Origin of the sequence: Pseudomonas sp. MB-090624, assembly GCF_003205245.1 — a bacterium.
In the GTDB taxonomy this organism is placed as follows: domain Bacteria; phylum Pseudomonadota; class Gammaproteobacteria; order Pseudomonadales; family Pseudomonadaceae; genus Aquipseudomonas; species Aquipseudomonas juntendi.
The window spans coordinates 1-16,649 of record NZ_QJRK01000078.1; the positions used below are offsets into that span (position 1 = coordinate 1).

Here is a 16,649-nt window from a genome sequence, read left to right on the forward strand (position 1 = left end):
AATATCGCGCCGTACAAACAAGGCGGCCGCGCGCGCCTGTCACAGGCGTTACTGGCCCGAAACAAACGTAGGAGCGAGCGCAGCTCGCGATGCGCCGCGCGGGCGGCGCTCGATCTCACAGGCGCTGCATATCTTGTGACAAACACCTATCAGCCCTGATGCGATCCCCGTGGGAGCCCGGCTTGCCGGCGATGGGCTGCGAAGCAGCCCAATGGCTGCCACTCAGGCTTGACTGACTGGCATTAGCCCAGGGCCTGTCAGAACAGTACTTTCGCCACGTCGGCAAAGCGTTTGGCAAAATGCACCGTCAAACCTTCGCGCAGGTAGTCTGGCAGTTCCTCGAAGTCGCCGCGGTTAGGCTCTGGCAAGATCAATTCGAAGATCTTCTGCCGCCGTGCCGCGATCACTTTCTCTCGCACCCCGCCAATCGGCAGCACCTGGCCGGTGAGGGTAAGTTCGCCGGTCATGGCCACCCCTTTCTTCGGTGCCTGGTTGCGGGCCAGCGACAGCAGGGCACTGGCCATGGTGATGCCCGCGCTCGGCCCGTCCTTGGGGGTCGCCCCTTCAGGCACATGCAGGTGAATGAAGGCTTCGTTGAAGAAACCGGGGTCACCCCCGAACTGCTTGAGGTTGGAGCTGACGTAGCTGTAGGCGATCTCGGCCGATTCCTTCATCACATCGCCCAGCTTGCCAGTCAGCTTGAAGCCGCGGTTGAGGGTGTGGATGCGGGTTGCCTCGATCGGCAAGGTCGCGCCGCCCATGCTGGTCCAGGCCAGGCCGGTGATCACACCTTTGCCCGCCAGTACTTGCTCGCTGCGGAACACCGGCATGCCGAGTGCGGCCTCCAGGTCCTTGGTGCCGATTTTCAGCTTGGCGTCCGGGTTTTCCAGCAGCTTGACCACCGCCTTGCGCACCAGCTTGCCCAATTGCTTTTCCAGCTGGCGCACCCCGGCCTCTCGGGCGTAGCCCTCGATCACCGTGCGCAGCGCGCTGTCGCTGATGCTCAGGCTGGCCTTGGCCACCCCGGCCTTTTGCAACTGCTTGGGCCACAGGTGACGCTTGGCGATGGCCAGTTTTTCTTCGGTGATATAGCCGGACAGGCGGATCACTTCCATGCGGTCCAGCAGCGGGCCGGGGATCGAGTCCAGGGTGTTGGCGGTACATACGAAGAGCACTTTCGACAGGTCCAGGCGCAGGTCCAGGTAGTGGTCGAGGAAGTCGACGTTCTGTTCCGGGTCGAGGGTTTCCAGCAGCGCCGAGGCCGGGTCGCCCTGGTAGCTCTGGCCCATTTTGTCGATCTCGTCGAGCATGATGACCGGGTTCATCACTTCGACATCCTTCAACGCCTGCACCAGCTTGCCGGGTTGGGCGCCGATGTAGGTGCGGCGGTGGCCCTTGATCTCGGCCTCGTCACGCATGCCGCCGACGCTGAAGCGGTAGAACGGCCGGCCGAGCGACTCGGCAATCGACTTGCCGATACTGGTCTTGCCCACGCCGGGCGGGCCTACCAGCAGCACGATCGAGCCACTGATCTCGCCTTTCCAGGCGCCAACGGCGAGGAACTCGAGGATGCGTTCCTTGATGTCGTCGAGGCCTGCATGGTGCTGGTCGAGTACCTTGCGCGCGTGCTTGAGGTCGAGCTTGTCCTTGCCATGGATGCCCCATGGCAGGGCAGTGGCCCATTCCAGGTAGTTGCGGGTGACGGCGTATTCGGGCGAACCGGTTTCCAGAATGGCCAGTTTGCCCATTTCTTCATCGATGCGTTTGCGCGCCTGCTCGGGCAGGGTCTTGCCTTCCAGGCGCTGCTCGAACTGCTCCAGGTCGGCACTGCGGTCGTCCTTGGTCAGGCCCAGCTCCTGCTGAATGACCTTGAGCTGTTCCTTGAGGAAGAACTCGCGCTGATGCTCGCCAATCTGGCGGTTCACCTCGGCCGAAATCTCGTTTTGCAGGCGGGCGACTTCGACCTCCTTGCGCAACATGGGCAGCACTTTTTCCATGCGCTTGAGCATGGGCACGCAGTCCAGCACTTCCTGCAACTGGCCGCCGGTAGCCGAGGTCAGCGCGGCGGCGAAGTCGGTGAGCGGCGACGGGTCGTTAGGGCTGAAGCGGTTGAGGTAGTTCTTCAGCTCTTCGCTGTAAAGCGGGTTGAGCGGCAGCAGTTCCTTGATCGCGTTGATCAGGGCCATACCGTAGGCCTTGACCTCGTCGGTAGGCTCGGCGGGCTGGCGCGGGTATTCCACTTCGACCAGATAGGGCGGGCGGTGATGCTTGAGCCAGGTACGGATACGCACCCGGGTCAGGCCTTGGGCCACGAACTGCAGCTTGCCGTTTTCACGGCTGGCATGGTGCACCTTGACCAGCGTGCCGTACTGCGGCAATGCCGAGGTATCGAAGTGGCGGTGGTCTTCTGCCGGCGTGTCCATGAAGAACAGGGCCAGGCAGTGGTCAGGGGACTTGGCGACCAGATCAAGGGTTTCCGCCCAGGGCTCTTCGTTGACGATTACAGGCAGTACCTGGGCCGGGAAGAACGGGCGGTTGTGGATCGGAATCACATAGACCTTGTCCGGCAGTTGTTGGCCGGGCAGGGCGAGGGCGTGGCCGGCTTGGGCCTGGGGGGTGGTGTGCTCGACTTCGCTGTGTTCGTCGGGGTGTTCCGGGAAATCCTGCTGGTCGCTCATGGGGCACCTGCGTGAATGACTATGGTGCTTAGATGGGGCGCAGGGGATTGGGTTTCAAGTTTCAAGCTGCAAGCTACAAGCTACAAGCTACAAGCTACAAGCTACAAGCTACAAGCTACAAGCTACAAGCTACAAGCTACAAGCTACAAGCTACAAGCTACAAGCTACAAGCTACAAGCTACAAGAAAAAAGCGGGACCGCATTGGCCCCGCTTTTACTTGCGGCTTGTAGCTTGTGACTTGCAGCTTATTCAGCCAGTTTGTAAGCGATGATGTAATCGCCCATCCGCGTACCCAGCGAGCCATGCCCGCCCGCGGTCACCAGCACATATTGCTTGCCGTCCTTGCCGGTGTAGGTCATCGGGGTGGCTTGGCCACCCGCTGGCAGGCGGGCTTTCCACAGTTCCTTGCCGTTGTTCACGTCGTAGGCGCGCAGGTACTGGTCGAGGGTCCCGCTGAGGAAACCGACGCCGCCTGCGGTCACGATCGAGCCACCCATGCTGGGCACGCCAACCGGCAGGCCGATCGGCACGGGTGTGCTGTCACGGGTGGTGCCGTTCTTGTGCTTCCACACGACTTTGTTGGTGAACAGGTCGATGGCGGCCACGTAGCCCCAGGCCGGGGCCTGGCACGGCACCCCCAGGGGCGACATGAACGGGTGCATGGTCACGGCATACGGGGCACCGGTGTTCGGCTGCACGCCGCTGGTTTCGCTTTCGCGCTTGCTGCCCTCGGCAACCTGTTCACGCGGCACCATCTTCGACACGAATGCCATGTAGTTGGGCGAGGTGAACAGCAACTGGCGCACCGGGTCGACCGATACGCTGCCCCAGTTGAATACGCCTACGTTGCCTGGGTAGACCAGCGAGCCCTGCTCGGACGGTGGGGTGTACTGGCCCTCGTAGCGCAGTTCGCGGAACTGGATGCGGCACAGCATCTGGTCGAACGGGGTGGCGCCCCACATGGCTTGCTCGGTCAGTTCCGGGCCCAGCAGGTTGAGGTCGGAACGGGCCTGGGTCGGCGAAGTGTGGTCGCCTTTCACCGCACCTTGCGGGGTGGGGATTTCACGGATCGGCACGATTGGCGTACCGTCGCGGCGGTCGAGCACATACAGGCTACCCTGCTTGGTCGGCACGATGATCGCCGGTTTCACGCCATCGTCGGTCTTCAGGTGCACCAGGGTCGGCTGGCTGCCGACGTCCATGTCCCACAGGTCGTGGTGGGTGAACTGGTAGTTCCAGCGGGCCTTGCCGGTCGCAAGGTCCAGGGCTACCACACCTGCGCTGTACTTCTCGGCGCCTGGGGTGCGGTCAGCGCCCCACTGGTCTGGGGTCTGGTTACCCAGCGGCAGGTAGATCATGCCGAGGTCTTCGTCGACACTGGCGATCGACCACATGTTGGCCGAGTTGCGGCTGTACATCTTGCCGGGGGCCAACGGCTTGGTGTCTTCCGGGTTGTTGCTGTCCCAGTTCCACACCAGGTGACCGTCGTGCACGTCGTAGGCGCGGATAACGCCAGATGGCTCGTTGGTGGACTCGTTGTCGGTGACATGGCCGCCGATGATCACCAGGTCGCGGGTAATGGCCGCGGGCGAGGTGGAGTAATAGCCGCCGGCGGTGAACGGGCCGATGCCGGTTGTCAGGTCGATCACACCCTGGTTGGCGAAGCCTTCGCAGACCTTGCCGTTGTCGGCGTTGATGGCGATCAGGCGCGCATCTGCGGTGGGCAGATACAGGCGGCGCGGGCAGGCCTGCGCCACGGCTTGGCCGGCGTCGCTGATTTTCGGGGCCGGGCTGCCGTCGCGGCTGACGTAGCGGTTCTCGTCATAATACGAAACCCCGCGGCAGGTCATGTGGGCAAAGCCTTTGAAGGTGCCGGTGGGGCTCTTCACCTGCGGGTCATAGCGCCAGATTTCCGCGCCGGTGTCCGGGTCGAGTGCCAGCAGACGGCTATGCGCGGTGCAGGCATACAGCATGCCGTTGACTTTCAGCGGGGTGTTCTGGTTGGTCAGCTCGACCGGGTCGTTCTCGGTCGGCAGGTCACCGGTGCGGATGCGCCAGGCTTCTTCCAGGCGGTAGGCGTTCTGCGGGGTGATCTGGCGCAGTGGCGAATAGCGGTCGCCATGCTCGGTACGGCCATAAGCCTGCCATTCGCCGTCCGGCATGCTCGGCGCGGCGCTGGCCATCTCGCTGCTGTCGCGGCCCAGTTCGCCAAACACCTCACCCGGGTGGGTGAACTGGCTGCCCAGGGCGCAGGCGCCTGCGGCCACCACGGCCACGCTGAGCACCGCCGTGTTGGCAGTGCTGGCCGGGCCGATCAGCGGGCGGCGTGCCCACGGCAGCAGCAGGACCACGCCGATGGCGAACCAGATGGCCAGGCGCGGCACCAGTTGCCACCAGTCCAGGCCGACTTCGAGCAAGGCCCATACCGTGCTGCCTAGCAGCACCAGGCCGTACAGGCCCAAGGCGATGCGCCGTTGGGCCAGCAGCAGAATGCCCGACAAGGCAAAGCCGATACCGGCAACAAGGTAGTACAGCGAGCCGCCCAGCTGGCTCAACTTGATGCCGCCGGCCAGCAGGGCCAGGCCCATCAGCAACAGCAGCGCGCCAATCAGGCGCGGTAGCCAGCGGCTTCCAGTGTTGGCACCTTCAGTGCTCATTTCAGGTTCTCCGTCACGTCAAAAAAAATTCAGAAACTGCTTTGGATCTTCAGGCCACCGACCAGGGCGCCATCGACTTGCGACACGCCGCCGGGGTGGCGGATGTACTGCAGGTTCGGGCGGACCGTGAGCCAGTTGGCCACATGAATGCCGTAGTACAGCTCGGCGCTGTATTCCGTGTCTTGCACAGGCAGGAAGCCGGGGTTGTCGTAATCGTCAAGGCCGGCTGCCTGGTTGGCCAGGCGGGCGTTCTTGCGGTAGCCAGGGTTGACGTGCACGCGGGCGAGGGCGAAGCCGATGTCGTCCTTGGCGCGGGCATCGAAAGGCCCTTTGAATACCAGTCCTGCCTGAACATAGTTGTCGATGACATTGGTTTTCTTGTCGTGCATCGTTGCGTTGGCGAACAGGCTCAGGCCACGCGACTGGTCGGAGGCCAGTGCAGTCACCTGCTGCTGGGCGCCGAGCCACACGCCATGCTTGCTCGAGCTGCTGCGGTAGGCGCCGCCGCTCAAGGCTGCCGGCTGGCCGTTGCTGTCCTTGAGAACATCGTGTGCCTTGGCATTACTGTAGTAGTAGCCGGCGCGATATTCCCCTTTCAGGCCTTTGACGCGCGGGCTCCATACCAGTTCGACTGGCATGACCGCACCTTGGGTGCCGCTGCCACTGAGCTTGAAGCCGTTACCTGACTCGAGGTTGGACGGGTTCTGTTCGAACACGCCAACCTGCGCGTACAACGTGGGGCTGAGGTTGTAGCGCACGCGCAGGGCCCATTGGCTGACCGGCCAGTTGTACCAGATGCCGCCCACCCAGTTGCCCACCTGCGAGCCGCAGAAGGCCAGGTTCTGGAAGTCACAGGGGAAACTGTTGAAGTCCTCGCCTTCGCCGAAACGGCCGAATTTCACGTCCAGTGCGCCGTCGAAGTACTTCTGCTTGATCCACATTTGGGTCAGCCGCCAGGTTTCACCGCGGCCCCACACTTCCTGGGCCGAGGTAAAGCCACCCACGCGTGGGTCATTGATGCGGTCGTTGCTGATGTTGTCGCCGTGGCGCTCGGTGATGGTCAGTTGCACTTCGGTGTCGTGCCAGCCAAGGATCTTGTCCAGGTCCAGGTGGCTGCCAAAGGTGAACTGGTCGCTGTAGCGCGCGGTACGGTCATGGTCGTAGCCACCGTGCAGGTTGCTGCCCATCTCGCCGGTGTAGCCGAGGGTGAAGTCGTAGCCTTGTTCAAGCAAGCGGGTGCGGGTGCCGCCCCAGTCGCCGAGCATCCACGGGGAGTCGTTGGCGAACATTTCGCTGGCGCAGGTGGGGGTCGCCAAGACAGCAAGGGCGACGCCTATGTAACAGGTTTTGGGCAGTTGGAGCATGAGATAGCGCTATCTTCTGATTATTGAAAAAACGGCAAGCGCATCGAAAGGCGAGGCTTTCAATGGATGTGGCGACGTGGGAGTTCAGTGAAGCGTTTCAGCTTGCGGCGGGGAGGATATAGGGGAAGGCGTCAGAAAAAAAGACAAATTGTCGCAGGTCATTATTGTTCAATTGGTAATAATGCCCTTACGGGTCTGCTCTGCGCAGTACCTGCGCCTACCCAGGTATGGCGCAGTACGTGTAGGAAATGGCTTGCCGGCGATTGGGGCGCAAAGCGCCCCCACCATTTCAGAAGGTGGTACGCAGGCCCACTTCCACACTGCGGCCCGGTGCTGGCGCGATATCGCGCAGAATAGAGCTGGCATAGCGCACGGTCTGGTCGGTCAGGTTCTCACCGCGCACGAACGCCAGCCACTGGCTCTGGCCAATATCGAAGCGGTAGCCAACGCTGGCCCCCAGCGTGGTATAGCCATCGGTGCTGCTTTCGTTGGCCGGCTTGCGGTGCTGAGAGGCGGCGTGCTGCACGTCCACCCGGGCCTGCCAGCGGTCCAGCTCCCAGACCAGGCCACTGTTCAGGCGTAGCGGAGCAATACGGGGCAGCGGTTCGCTGCTGTCAAGGTTCTTGGCCCGGGTGTAGTCACCCGACAATTCCAGGGCAAAGCTGCCATAACGGTTCTCGACCAGCTGCCAGCGGTCCTGGGCCTCGACGCCGTAGAAGCGTGCCCGCACACCTTGGTACTGGTACTCCGGGAAACCGTCGTCGTGATCATGGTCAGCTTCGTCGTGGTCGTGATCATGCCCGCCTTCGCGCAGGTTGCCGGTGCCGATAAGGCCGATGTAATTGCGGAAGTGGCTGTAGAACAGCCCGACGCTGCCCTTGTGCGTACCGTTGTCGAAGCGTAACGCCAGGTCGGCGGAAATGGCCTTTTCCTTGTTCAGGCTGGCATCACCGACTTCATAGGCACCGGTGGCAACGTGGGCGCCATTGGCATACAGCTCGTAGAAGGTCGGGGCGCGTTCGGTATAGCCAAGGTTGGCCGCCAGCGACCAGACCGGGTCGAGCTGGTACACCGCGCCCGATGACAGGCTGAACGCATTGAAGCTGCTGGCGCTGTTGGCGTCGACGAAGTTCTCGTTGCCTTTGGCATCCGGGTCCACGCGGGTGTGTTCCATGCGGGCGCCCAGGCTCAGGTTCAGGCGCTCGGTCGCTTGCCACTGTTCGAGCATGAACAACGCCAGGCTGTCGGTATCGGTGTGCGGTACGAAGGCCTCTTCGCCCAGGGCAGAGAATTCGTTGCGGCTGACTTGCGCACCGATCACGCCCTCCACAGGCCCGAGCGGCTGGTGGCGGGCTTCGATACGCGCTTCGTAGCCTTTGTTCTTGAACGTGGTGTGAACCTCGCCTTCCTCTATTTCGCTGTGTTCGTAGTCGGTGTAGCCGGCATCGACCTTGACTGAGCTGAACGGGCCGTCGAGGTCGCGCAGTTCGGAGGCGAAGGCGTAGTGGTCCTGTTTCATGTCCAGGCGCACGCCGGATTCGGCCACCGAGCCGTAGTTGCTGTCGTAGCGGCTGTACGACAGGCCGGCGTAACCGTGGTCCCAGTGGTAGGCACCGCCGATGGCGCCGCCATCCTGGCGGCCATCGCTGTTTTCCAGGCGGTGCTTGCTGCCGGGCTCTTCGGCATCGCGCACTTTCGCGCTACGGGCGTAGCCAGGGATGCGCAGGTCATTGAACTGACGGCTGTTGGCATCCAGGTGCAGGGCGAACGTGCCATCGCCGGCCTCTAGCTTGCCGGCGCTGCTGCGGGTGGTGTCGGCGCCACCGTAACGCAGTTCACCGGCGCCGTGAATGCCCTCGATGGGGGCGTCGGGGATGCGGTTGTCGAAGGTGTTGACCACGCCGCCAATGGCGTTGCCGCCGTACAGCAGTGCGGCCGGGCCGCGCACGATTTCGATACGATCGACGGTCACCGGGTCCAGCGGCACGGCATGGTCGTAGGACAGCGAGGAGGCATCCAGGGCGCCTACGCCGTTGCGCAGGATGCGAATGCGGTCGCCATCCAGGCCACGAATGACCGGGCGGCTGGCGCCAGGGCCGAACCAGGTCGAGGCGACACCGGGCTGTTTGTTCAGGGTTTCACCGAGGCTGCCGTGCTGCTGTTGCAGCAGGTTGTCGCCTTCGAGCACGGTGCTGGGCGCGGCCAGTTGGCGGTTGCCCAGCGGGTTGGCCGTGATGACCTGGGGTTCAAGTTCCACAGCCTGGCTGGGCGAAGCGGCCAGCCAGAGCGCGACGGCAAGGGGGGAGAGGCGAAGCGGTGCAGACAACATGAGAGTGAGACGTTCCTTGGCAGATGCTCATATAGTGTTACAACATAACATAACTATTTCAGCACAGAGGTTTCGTCCCTGGCCAGCGTTTTTCTGCGGCCTCGCCGGATCCCACCCGCCACTACACTCGTGTAAGGTGCGCATCTTTCCCACGGAGTACAGCATGAGCACGGCCCAACACAACGCGCTGCACGGCAAGACCCTCGAACAGATCCTTACCGAGCTGGTGGCGCATTACCAATGGCAGGGCTTGGCCGAACGCATTGACGTGCGTTGCTTCAAGAGCAACCCGACGATCAAGTCGAGCCTGACCTTCTTGCGTAAAACCCCTTGGGCGCGGGAAAAGGTCGAGCAGTTGTACGTGAAGCTGCAGCGTCAGGCCTAACGTGCTGCGGCGACCTTGGCTGACCGGCATGGCGGTGCTGGGCTGGTTCGGCCTGACCGTGCAGGTATACCTGGTACTGCTGGCGCGTTGGCAGGAGCAGGCCAGCCTGATCGGCGGCCTGATCAACGTGTTTGGCTATTTCACGGTGTTGACCAACACCTTGGTGGCCACGGTGCTCAGTTATGCGGCGTTTGGCCGCGAAGGCCGGGCCAGGCATTTTTTTCTGTCGCCGTCGGTGAGTTCCGCGGTGGCCGCGAGCATTGTGCTGGTAGCGCTGGCCTACAGCGTGTTGCTGCGCCACTTGTGGCAGCCAGAGGGCTGGCAATGGCTGGCCGACGAGTTGCTGCACGACGTGATGCCGGCGCTGTATGCCTTGTACTGGTGGTGTGAGGTGCCCAAGGGCCATTTGCGTCTGCGGCATTTGGCGCTGTGGGCACTCTACCCGGCCGTATACTTTGGCTACGCCTTATGGCGGGGTAGCGAGATTGGCCTGTATGCCTACCCGTTCATTGATGTGGCGAGGCTGGGGTACGGGCAAGTGCTGCTCAATGCCCTGGGCGTGCTGGCGGGGTTCTGGGGGATCGGGCTGGTGTTGCTGGGGCTGGATCGTTGGCGTGGGGCGCAAAAGTTTGCTTAGCCTGTGCCGGCCTCTTCGCGGGCAAGCCCGCTCCTACACGAATACCACAGTCTTCAAGGCTGGTGATGTACCTGTAGGAGCGGGCTTGCCCGCGAAGAGGCCGTAACAGGCTGAAGCCGATTATTCGTCGTCCCCAGCCCCGTCGGCCCGCCAGTAAGCCGCGGCTTTCAAAGCATCCTCGGGCACGCCTTTTTCCAGCAGCAGCGCCTTGGCCTGGCGGGTCAGGGTTTTTTCCAGCGCTACCCAGGCGTACAACCGGCCTTGCGGCAAGTTCAGGTTCTGCACCAATGCCAGCAGGTCTTCCTCGTGGCGGCGTACCCAGATCACCTCGACCTGCGCCTTGCTCGGCAGCGGCTGGCGCTCCTGCTCATCCTCGATCTGGATCACCGCCAGCACCTGGCGGCCAGCGGGCAGCTCCTCGAGCCGCCTGCCGATTGCCGGGATGGCCGTTTCATCGCCGATCAGCAAGTAGCTGTCGAACACATCCGGCACCACCAGTGAGGCGCGTGGCCCGGCGATATTCAGGGTTTGGCCGACCGCGGCCTGCGCCGCCCACGTGGAAGCAGGGCCGTCGCCATGCAGGACGAAGTCGATGTCCAACTCGTTGGCCACCAGGTCTATGCGCCGTGGCGTGTATTCACGCATGGTGGGCCGTACGCCACCGTCCTTGCCCAGCTTGCGGGCCTCGATGGCCTGTTGCTGCTCCGGGGTTTCGCCGAACAGCAGCTTGATATGGTCGTCGCTGCCCAAGCTGGTGAAGCCTTGCAGTTCAGCCCCGCCCAACGTGATACGGCGCATGCGCGGGGTAAGCTCGGTGACCCGCAGCACCTGCAGGCAGCGCTGGCGAATCTCGTGGTTGACGCGGTGAATGCTGTTAGTCATGGAGCGTCTCCGTAGCAGCGCCGGCCGGCCCGGAAGCGATGGCTTTGGCGGTGTGGTTGAGCAGGTCGCGAACCCTGTCGATTTCTTCAGGTGTCCAGCGGCCGCTGTGCATGTGCAGCGCATGGCGCAGGTTGCCCACCGCTTCGTGAATTTCAGGCGGGCGATCGTGGCCGCGCAAGGCGCGCTTGCTGACTTCGATGCGCATGCGCACGCCGTCCAGCGCCACCGCCTGGTCCGCCAGTGCACCGCGGCCGGCCTCGGTGATGGCATACAGGCGCTTGCTGCCCTGCACCTGGCCGCTGATCAGCTCGGCTTCTTCAAGAAAATTCAGCGTGGGGTAGATCACCCCGGGGCTCGGGCTGTAACTGCCTTCGAACAGGTTCTCGATCTGGCGGATCAGGTCGTAGCCATGGCCGGGCTGGCTTGCGAGCAAGTCGAGCATCAGCAACTTGAGGTCACCGGGGGCAAATACACGGGGGCCGCGTTCGCCGCGCCCGGGGCGCCGTTCGAAGGGGTCATGGGGGGTATGTTCACGCATGGGAATAGGGGCTCCTTCTTTGCGATATATCGTAAGATATTACTCAAGATATATCTAAAGACAAGCCCTCAATTGCTGATGATTCTCATCTAATTGTTCGATTCGTCCGCTTTCGTGGTCGAGTTCGCGGCCACTTCCGGGGGCTTGCACTCGTTCGGATTGCCCGGCTGCAGGTAAGGCATGAGGATCGGTGCCATGCCCTTGAGTACCTGCACCGGCAGCGCCGAGGTGAACTTGAATGCCTCTGCCGAGCGCCCTGGCACGAAGGCGGTCAAGGTGCCGAAGTGGTTCTCACCCAGGAAGAACACGAAGGTGGCGGTGCGGTTGAGCGACCGCGAGCCGATCAGCCGGCCGCCGGCGCCAAAGCTTTCGATGCGGTTGTCACCGGTACCGGTCTTGCCGCCCATTACCAGGGGCGTGCCGTCCTGCAGCTTGAAACTGCCGGAAATGCGCCGCGCGGTGCCGGCATCGACCACCTGCGACATCGCACCTTTGAGGGCGCGTGCCACCTCGACCGGCAGAATTCGCACCCCCCGGTCCGGATCGCTGATCAGTTTGGTTTCGTAGGGGGTGTTGGCGGCAAAATGCAGGGTGTCGATGCGCAGTGTTGGCAGGCGGATGCCATCATTCTGGATGATCCCGACCAACTCCGAGAGGGCGGCAGGGCGGTCGCCCGAGCTGCCGATGGCGGTCGCCAGCGACGGCACCAGGTGGTCGAACGGGTAGCCCACGCGCTTCCAGCGCTGGTGGATGTCGAGGAACGCTTCGATTTCCACCATGGTGCGAATGCGGCTGTCGCGAGCGCCCTGGTGGCGGCTCTTGAACAGCCAGCCGTAGACCTCCTGGCGCTCGAAGCGGCTGGCGTTGACCATCTCGCTCAAGGTCGAACTGGGGTTCTTCAGCAGGTAGCCGAGCAGCCACAGGTCCAAGGGGTGGACCTTGGCAATGTAACCCTGGTCGGGCAGGTCGTACTTGCCCGGGCCATAGGCTTCGTACATCTCGGCCAGGCGGCCATCGCTGAGTTTACCCAGGGCGCTCTTGTCACCCTTGAGGTGAGCGCGGACAAAGGCATTGAACGTTTGCTGGCCCGCTTCGGGGAACAGGTAGCGGTGCACGGCGGCCAACCGTTGCGGGGTCACGCGCATGCTGTCGAGGAAGGTATCCAGGCGCTGTTGCGAGGTCTTGCGCTGGTATTTCTTCCAGAAGCGCATCAGGTAGTTGGTGCCCTCCTTGTCGGCAAAGCGCGCCAGGTACTCCTGGCGACGCGGGTCGGCGTCATCCTTGAGCAGCGGTACGCGGTTGTAGGGCTGCTGGTAGGTCACATAGCGCACCAGGTCGCGCATCAGGCGGATGAAGGGCAAGTTGATCGACTCGCGCAGGGCATCCTTGAGCGTGGGGTTGCGGCTGTTGTCTTCCTTGCGGAAGTTGTTGAACACATGCATGCCGCCGCCGGTGAAAAACGCCTCGCCGGTGCTGGCCGAGTACTTGCGCTCCAGGGCGGCGTCGAGCATGGCATCCAGGCTCTGGTTCTTGCTGTTCTGCGCCAGCCAATCCAGTGACCATTGGGTGATGCGGTCAAGCTCGGCGACGTCGACCTTTTTCAGCTCGGCGACAGGCTTGCCGGCATACTTGTCGTGCAGTTCGGCAATGATCTCCAGGTAGGTCGTCAGTACCCGCAACTTCGCCGTGGAGCCCAGCTCCAGCTTGCTGCCTTCGTTGATGTCGAATGGTTGGTCGGTACTGTCGGTCTGCACCCTGACCCGCGAGCCATCGGCGGTGCGTTCGAACAGGGTGAAGCTGTAGCTCACCTGGTCGGTGGTCTTGGCGGTGAGCAGGCGCTCGCCGATCAGGCCGATCTGCGCAGCGAAAGCCGGGTCGGCAAGGTTTTTCAGGTATTGGCTGACCTGCAATTGCAGGTCGGCCTGCAGGGTGCTGGTAGCCGATACATCGAGGCGGTCGAGGTCGTACAGCGGGCGGTTGAGCATGGCCGCCAGGCGGTTGCGCGCCAGGCTGATACCCTTGTTGGTGACGATGGGCACGATGGTCGGTTGCGCCACCCAGTCGCGGTACACCGCCTTGCTGGCCAGCGCTGCGTCGGCCAGTGGCTGATCGATGACCTTGTTGGCGGCCAGCACGCGGATGTGCGAATCGGTCAGCTCGGCCAGTTCCACCCGGCCTTTGGACAAGTAATGCGAGGGCCGCCGCTGGGCAATCATCAGCGACAGCACCTGGCGCAGGGCCAGGCCACGCGCCGCCATGCTTTGCGGGTCGGTGGCGGTGGACGTCAGCAGCTGGTTGACCTGGTCGAAGTCGGCGCCGTACCACACCCGCAGCCCCTCGGCCATGCCGTGCACCTCGCCGTGGCCAGGCACGGCCGACAGTGGCACGCTATTGAGGTAGTCACGCACGATGCGTTTGCGCGCCTCGGTGGTGTCGGGGCCGCCCTGGTACGCGCGCACGCTGGCCGAAATCATCTGGCGGATCTTCTCGGCCCCCGATACGGTCAGGCCATCTGGGGAGTGGCGATACTTTTCCAGTTGCGTGGCCAGGGTGCTGCCACCCGCCGACTGGCCGGGCAGCGCCAGGTACTTGGCCACCTGGCTGTAGGCGGCCTTGGCGAAGCGCGGCCAGTCCACGGCCGGGTTGTTGCGCGGGTCTTGGGTGTCGAGCAGGTCGCGGTTCTCGATGAACAGCAGGCTATTGACCATCACGGGCGGGATGGCGGCAAAGTCGGGGTACAGGTGCTGCGGGTAGTTGTACTGGTAGAGCGTGTCGCCACGGCAGTCGGTGATCGACAGGCCCGCCTGGATCTTCTCGATATAGGGCACGAACAGCCCATGCTCGACGTAGTTCATCAACGCCGGGGAAAACCTGACCTGTTCGCTGATCAGGTAGTCACGCTTGAGCAGGCGCGGCAGAAATTCACCCAGGGCACTGTAGCCCAGGCGTTTGTCGAACGGCCCGTCACCGGGGTAGACGATGGCGTCGCTGGGGCCGGGCTGCAGCGAGTAGGTGAGGGTGCTGGCGAGCTTGCTGAATTCCCGCGACTGCAACTCGGACGTGCGAAATTCGTCGTAGGCGGCGAAGCCGACAGCCACCATCGCCACCAGCACGATGAGGATGATCAGCCGCCACCATAGCCGACGCTGCCGGGGGGGCTTGCGTTGTGGCGTCTCGGCCGGCGGTGTCTCGGGTGCTTCCGTTCTGCTTGGTTCCGATTGCCACAGTGCGCCCATAGTCTTCAATCCGGCCAGGTATTTTCGTCTTGCTTGCCTGAAGCTTAGACGGTGAGCGGGTAGGCGGAAACATTTGTCGGCGCTGATCAAGGTACCGGGGGCTCCGGAGAACTCGCTGATTATTCATGGATATACAGCGAAAACCCCTTCAGCGGTCTTCCTATACTGCTCGCCCCTTCGCCCTGCCGGGTTGCGCTGACCCGGCACGCAGGCCGGCCCAAGAGGCCAGCTTGGCAAGCCAAGGCCACGCCTATCGGCGTGGCGGGTGCTGCACGAAGGCAAATCCAATAACAAAATGAGGTTGAATCCCTATGCCAGTCGGCAACCACCCTGCCCATGGCCAGCCCACCCAAGGCGGCCCGCTCAAGCGTGAACTGGGCGAACGGCATATCCGTCTGATGGCGCTGGGCGCCTGTATCGGTGTCGGTCTTTTCCTAGGCTCGGCCAAGGCCATCGAAATGGCCGGCCCGGCCATCATGTTGTCCTACATCATCGGTGGCCTGGCCATTCTGGTGATCATGCGCGCCCTTGGTGAAATGGCCGTGCACAACCCTGTCGCCGGCTCGTTCAGCCGCTATGCGCAGGACTACCTTGGCCCGCTGGCGGGCTTTCTCACTGGCTGGAACTACTGGTTCCTGTGGCTGGTGACCTGTGTTGCGGAAATTACCGCGGTAGCCATCTACATGGGGATCTGGTTCCCCGACGTGCCCCGCTGGATCTGGGCCCTGGCGGCGCTGGGCAGCATGGGGGCGGTCAACCTGGTAGCGGTCAAGGCCTTCGGCGAATTCGAGTTCTGGTTCGCCCTGATCAAGATCGTCACCATCATCGCCATGGTGCTGGGCGGCGTCGGCATCATTGCCTTCGGCCTGGGCAATGACGGTGTGGCCGTGGGCATCGCCAACCTGTGGAGCAACGGCGGCTTCATGCCCAATGGCGTGACCGGCGTGCTGATGTCGCTGCAGATGGTGATGTTCGCCTACCTGGGCGTGGAAATGATCGGTTTGACTGCCGGTGAAGCCCGTAACCCGCAAAGAACCATTCCGCAGGCCATCGGCTCGGTGTTCTGGCGCATCCTGCTGTTCTATGTCGGTGCGTTGTTCGTGATTTTGTCGATCTACCCGTGGAACGAAATTGGCAGCCAGGGCAGCCCGTTCGTCATGACCTTCGAGCGCCTGGGCATCAAGACCGCCGCGGGCATCATCAACTTCGTGGTCATCACCGCGGCGCTGTCCTCATGCAATGGCGGCATCTTCAGCACCGGGCGCATGCTCTATAGCCTGGCGCAGAACGGCCAGGCCCCGGCGGCCTTCGCCCGTACCTCGAACAACGGGGTACCGCGCAATGCGCTGCTGCTGTCCATCGGCGCGCTGCTGCTGGGTGTGCTGGCCAACTACCTGGTGCCGGAGAAGGTCTTCGTCTGGGTGACGTCGATTGCCACCTTTGGCGCAATCTGGACCTGGGTGATGATTCTGCTGGCGCAGTTGAAATTCCGTGCCGGCCTTACCCCTGCCGAGCGCCAGGGGCTGAAGTACCGCATGTGGTTGTGGCCGCTGAGCTCTTACCTGGCATTGGCGTTCCTGGTGCTGGTGGTGGGCCTGATGGCGTACTTCGAGGACACCCGGGTGGCGCTGTACATCGGCCCGGCATTCCTGGTGCTGCTGACCGTGCTGTACCACGTGTTCCGGTTGGCACCCAAAAACGTGCAGGGTACGGCCAGTACCGCTTCCTGACCTGAGTTGGCCGGGGCCGCGTCTGCACCGGCCCTATCGCCGGCAAGCCAGCTCCCACAGGGATCGCCTTAGGGCTGACAGGTGGTTGCCACAAGGTATGGCAGCGCCTGTTAGAGCGAGCGCCGCCCGCGCGGCGCAATCGCGAGCTGCGCTCGCTCCTTGTATGTTGTGACTGGCCTGGCGGGAGAAGTTATTCTCGTCAGGCTGAAGAA

At 63.1% G+C, this 16,649-nt stretch carries 10 protein-coding genes; 3 read left to right on the forward strand and 7 right to left on the reverse strand.

Going from position 1 to position 16,649, the window contains the following annotated elements; all coding sequences use genetic code 11:
* Nucleotides 1-257: 257 nt before the first annotated feature.
* The 4 genes from lon to DMX12_RS27825 all read right to left on the reverse strand — a co-directional run bounded on the left by lon (nucleotide 258) and on the right by DMX12_RS27825 (nucleotide 9,029).
* The gene (gene lon / locus DMX12_RS27810; protein ID WP_009681961.1) at nucleotides 258-2,678 is read right to left on the reverse strand and encodes an endopeptidase La; all 2,421 of its coding nucleotides are present in this window, start codon (nucleotides 2,676-2,678) and stop codon (nucleotides 258-260) included.
* Nucleotides 2,679-2,924: 246 nt separating this feature from the next.
* Nucleotides 2,925-5,336 carry a glucose/quinate/shikimate family membrane-bound PQQ-dependent dehydrogenase gene (locus DMX12_RS27815; protein WP_110679982.1) on the reverse strand — a complete coding sequence of 804 codons (2,412 nt, stop codon included), beginning with the start codon at nucleotides 5,334-5,336 and terminating at the stop codon, nucleotides 2,925-2,927.
* A 29-nt stretch (nucleotides 5,337-5,365) separates the two neighbouring features.
* Nucleotides 5,366-6,700 carry a carbohydrate porin gene (locus DMX12_RS27820; protein WP_110679983.1) on the reverse strand — a complete coding sequence of 445 codons (1,335 nt, stop codon included), beginning with the start codon at nucleotides 6,698-6,700 and terminating at the stop codon, nucleotides 5,366-5,368.
* A 289-nt stretch (nucleotides 6,701-6,989) separates the two neighbouring features.
* The gene (locus DMX12_RS27825; protein WP_110679984.1) at nucleotides 6,990-9,029 is read right to left on the reverse strand and encodes a TonB-dependent receptor; all 2,040 of its coding nucleotides are present in this window, start codon (nucleotides 9,027-9,029) and stop codon (nucleotides 6,990-6,992) included.
* 163 nt (nucleotides 9,030-9,192) lie between these two features.
* Between DMX12_RS27825 and DMX12_RS27830 the strand changes: the two genes are divergently transcribed.
* Together DMX12_RS27830 and DMX12_RS27835 are read left to right on the forward strand one after the other, a co-directional pair.
* Complete coding sequence (locus DMX12_RS27830) at nucleotides 9,193-9,414, forward strand: VF530 family DNA-binding protein (protein ID WP_003252112.1); 222 nt, start codon at nucleotides 9,193-9,195, stop codon at nucleotides 9,412-9,414.
* A gap of 1 nt (nucleotide 9,415) precedes the next feature.
* The gene (locus DMX12_RS27835) at nucleotides 9,416-10,051 is read left to right on the forward strand and encodes a Pr6Pr family membrane protein (RefSeq protein ID WP_029887722.1); all 636 of its coding nucleotides are present in this window, start codon (nucleotides 9,416-9,418) and stop codon (nucleotides 10,049-10,051) included.
* Nucleotides 10,052-10,171: 120 nt separating this feature from the next.
* Here DMX12_RS27835 and DMX12_RS27845 read toward each other — a convergent pair whose 3' ends face one another.
* From DMX12_RS27845 to DMX12_RS27855, 3 genes are all read right to left on the reverse strand, one after another.
* Nucleotides 10,172-10,933, reverse strand: a complete 762-nt coding sequence (locus tag DMX12_RS27845) for a siderophore-interacting protein (protein WP_110679985.1) — start codon at nucleotides 10,931-10,933, stop codon at nucleotides 10,172-10,174.
* On the reverse strand, nucleotides 10,926-11,471 hold the full coding sequence (locus DMX12_RS27850; RefSeq protein WP_110679986.1) for a PadR family transcriptional regulator: 546 nt from the start codon (nucleotides 11,469-11,471) through the stop codon (nucleotides 10,926-10,928). Before DMX12_RS27850 ends, DMX12_RS27845 begins: the two co-directional genes overlap by 8 nt.
* 89 nt (nucleotides 11,472-11,560) lie before the next feature.
* A complete protein-coding gene (locus tag DMX12_RS27855) occupies nucleotides 11,561-14,707 on the reverse strand; it encodes a transglycosylase domain-containing protein (protein WP_110679987.1) in 3,147 nt (1,048 codons plus the stop codon).
* Nucleotides 14,708-15,018: 311 nt separating this feature from the next.
* On the opposite strand from DMX12_RS27855, the gene DMX12_RS27860 reads away from it, so the two are divergent.
* Entirely contained in the window at nucleotides 15,019-16,437 is a 1,419-nt protein-coding gene (locus tag DMX12_RS27860; protein ID WP_054911930.1) for an amino acid permease, read from the forward strand.
* The last annotated feature ends 212 nt before the right edge of the window (nucleotides 16,438-16,649 follow it).

Bases quoted from the DNA above. Each gene is read 5' to 3' on its own strand.
- DMX12_RS27850 (WP_110679986.1), bottom strand. From the start codon at position 11,471: ATGCGTGAACATACCCCCCATGACCCCTTCGAACGGCGCCCCGGGCGC.
- DMX12_RS27825 (WP_110679984.1), bottom strand. From the start codon at position 9,029: ATGTTGTCTGCACCGCTTCGCCTCTCCCCCCTTGCCGTCGCGCTCTGG.
- DMX12_RS27845 (WP_110679985.1), bottom strand. From the start codon at position 10,933: ATGACTAACAGCATTCACCGCGTCAACCACGAGATTCGCCAGCGCTGC.
- lon (WP_009681961.1), bottom strand. From the start codon at position 2,678: ATGAGCGACCAGCAGGATTTCCCGGAACACCCCGACGAACACAGCGAA.
- DMX12_RS27860 (WP_054911930.1), top strand. From the start codon at position 15,019: ATGCCAGTCGGCAACCACCCTGCCCATGGCCAGCCCACCCAAGGCGGC.
- DMX12_RS27830 (WP_003252112.1), top strand. From the start codon at position 9,193: ATGAGCACGGCCCAACACAACGCGCTGCACGGCAAGACCCTCGAACAG.
- DMX12_RS27855 (WP_110679987.1), bottom strand. From the start codon at position 14,707: ATGGGCGCACTGTGGCAATCGGAACCAAGCAGAACGGAAGCACCCGAG.
- DMX12_RS27820 (WP_110679983.1), bottom strand. From the start codon at position 6,700: ATGCTCCAACTGCCCAAAACCTGTTACATAGGCGTCGCCCTTGCTGTC.
- DMX12_RS27815 (WP_110679982.1), bottom strand. From the start codon at position 5,336: ATGAGCACTGAAGGTGCCAACACTGGAAGCCGCTGGCTACCGCGCCTG.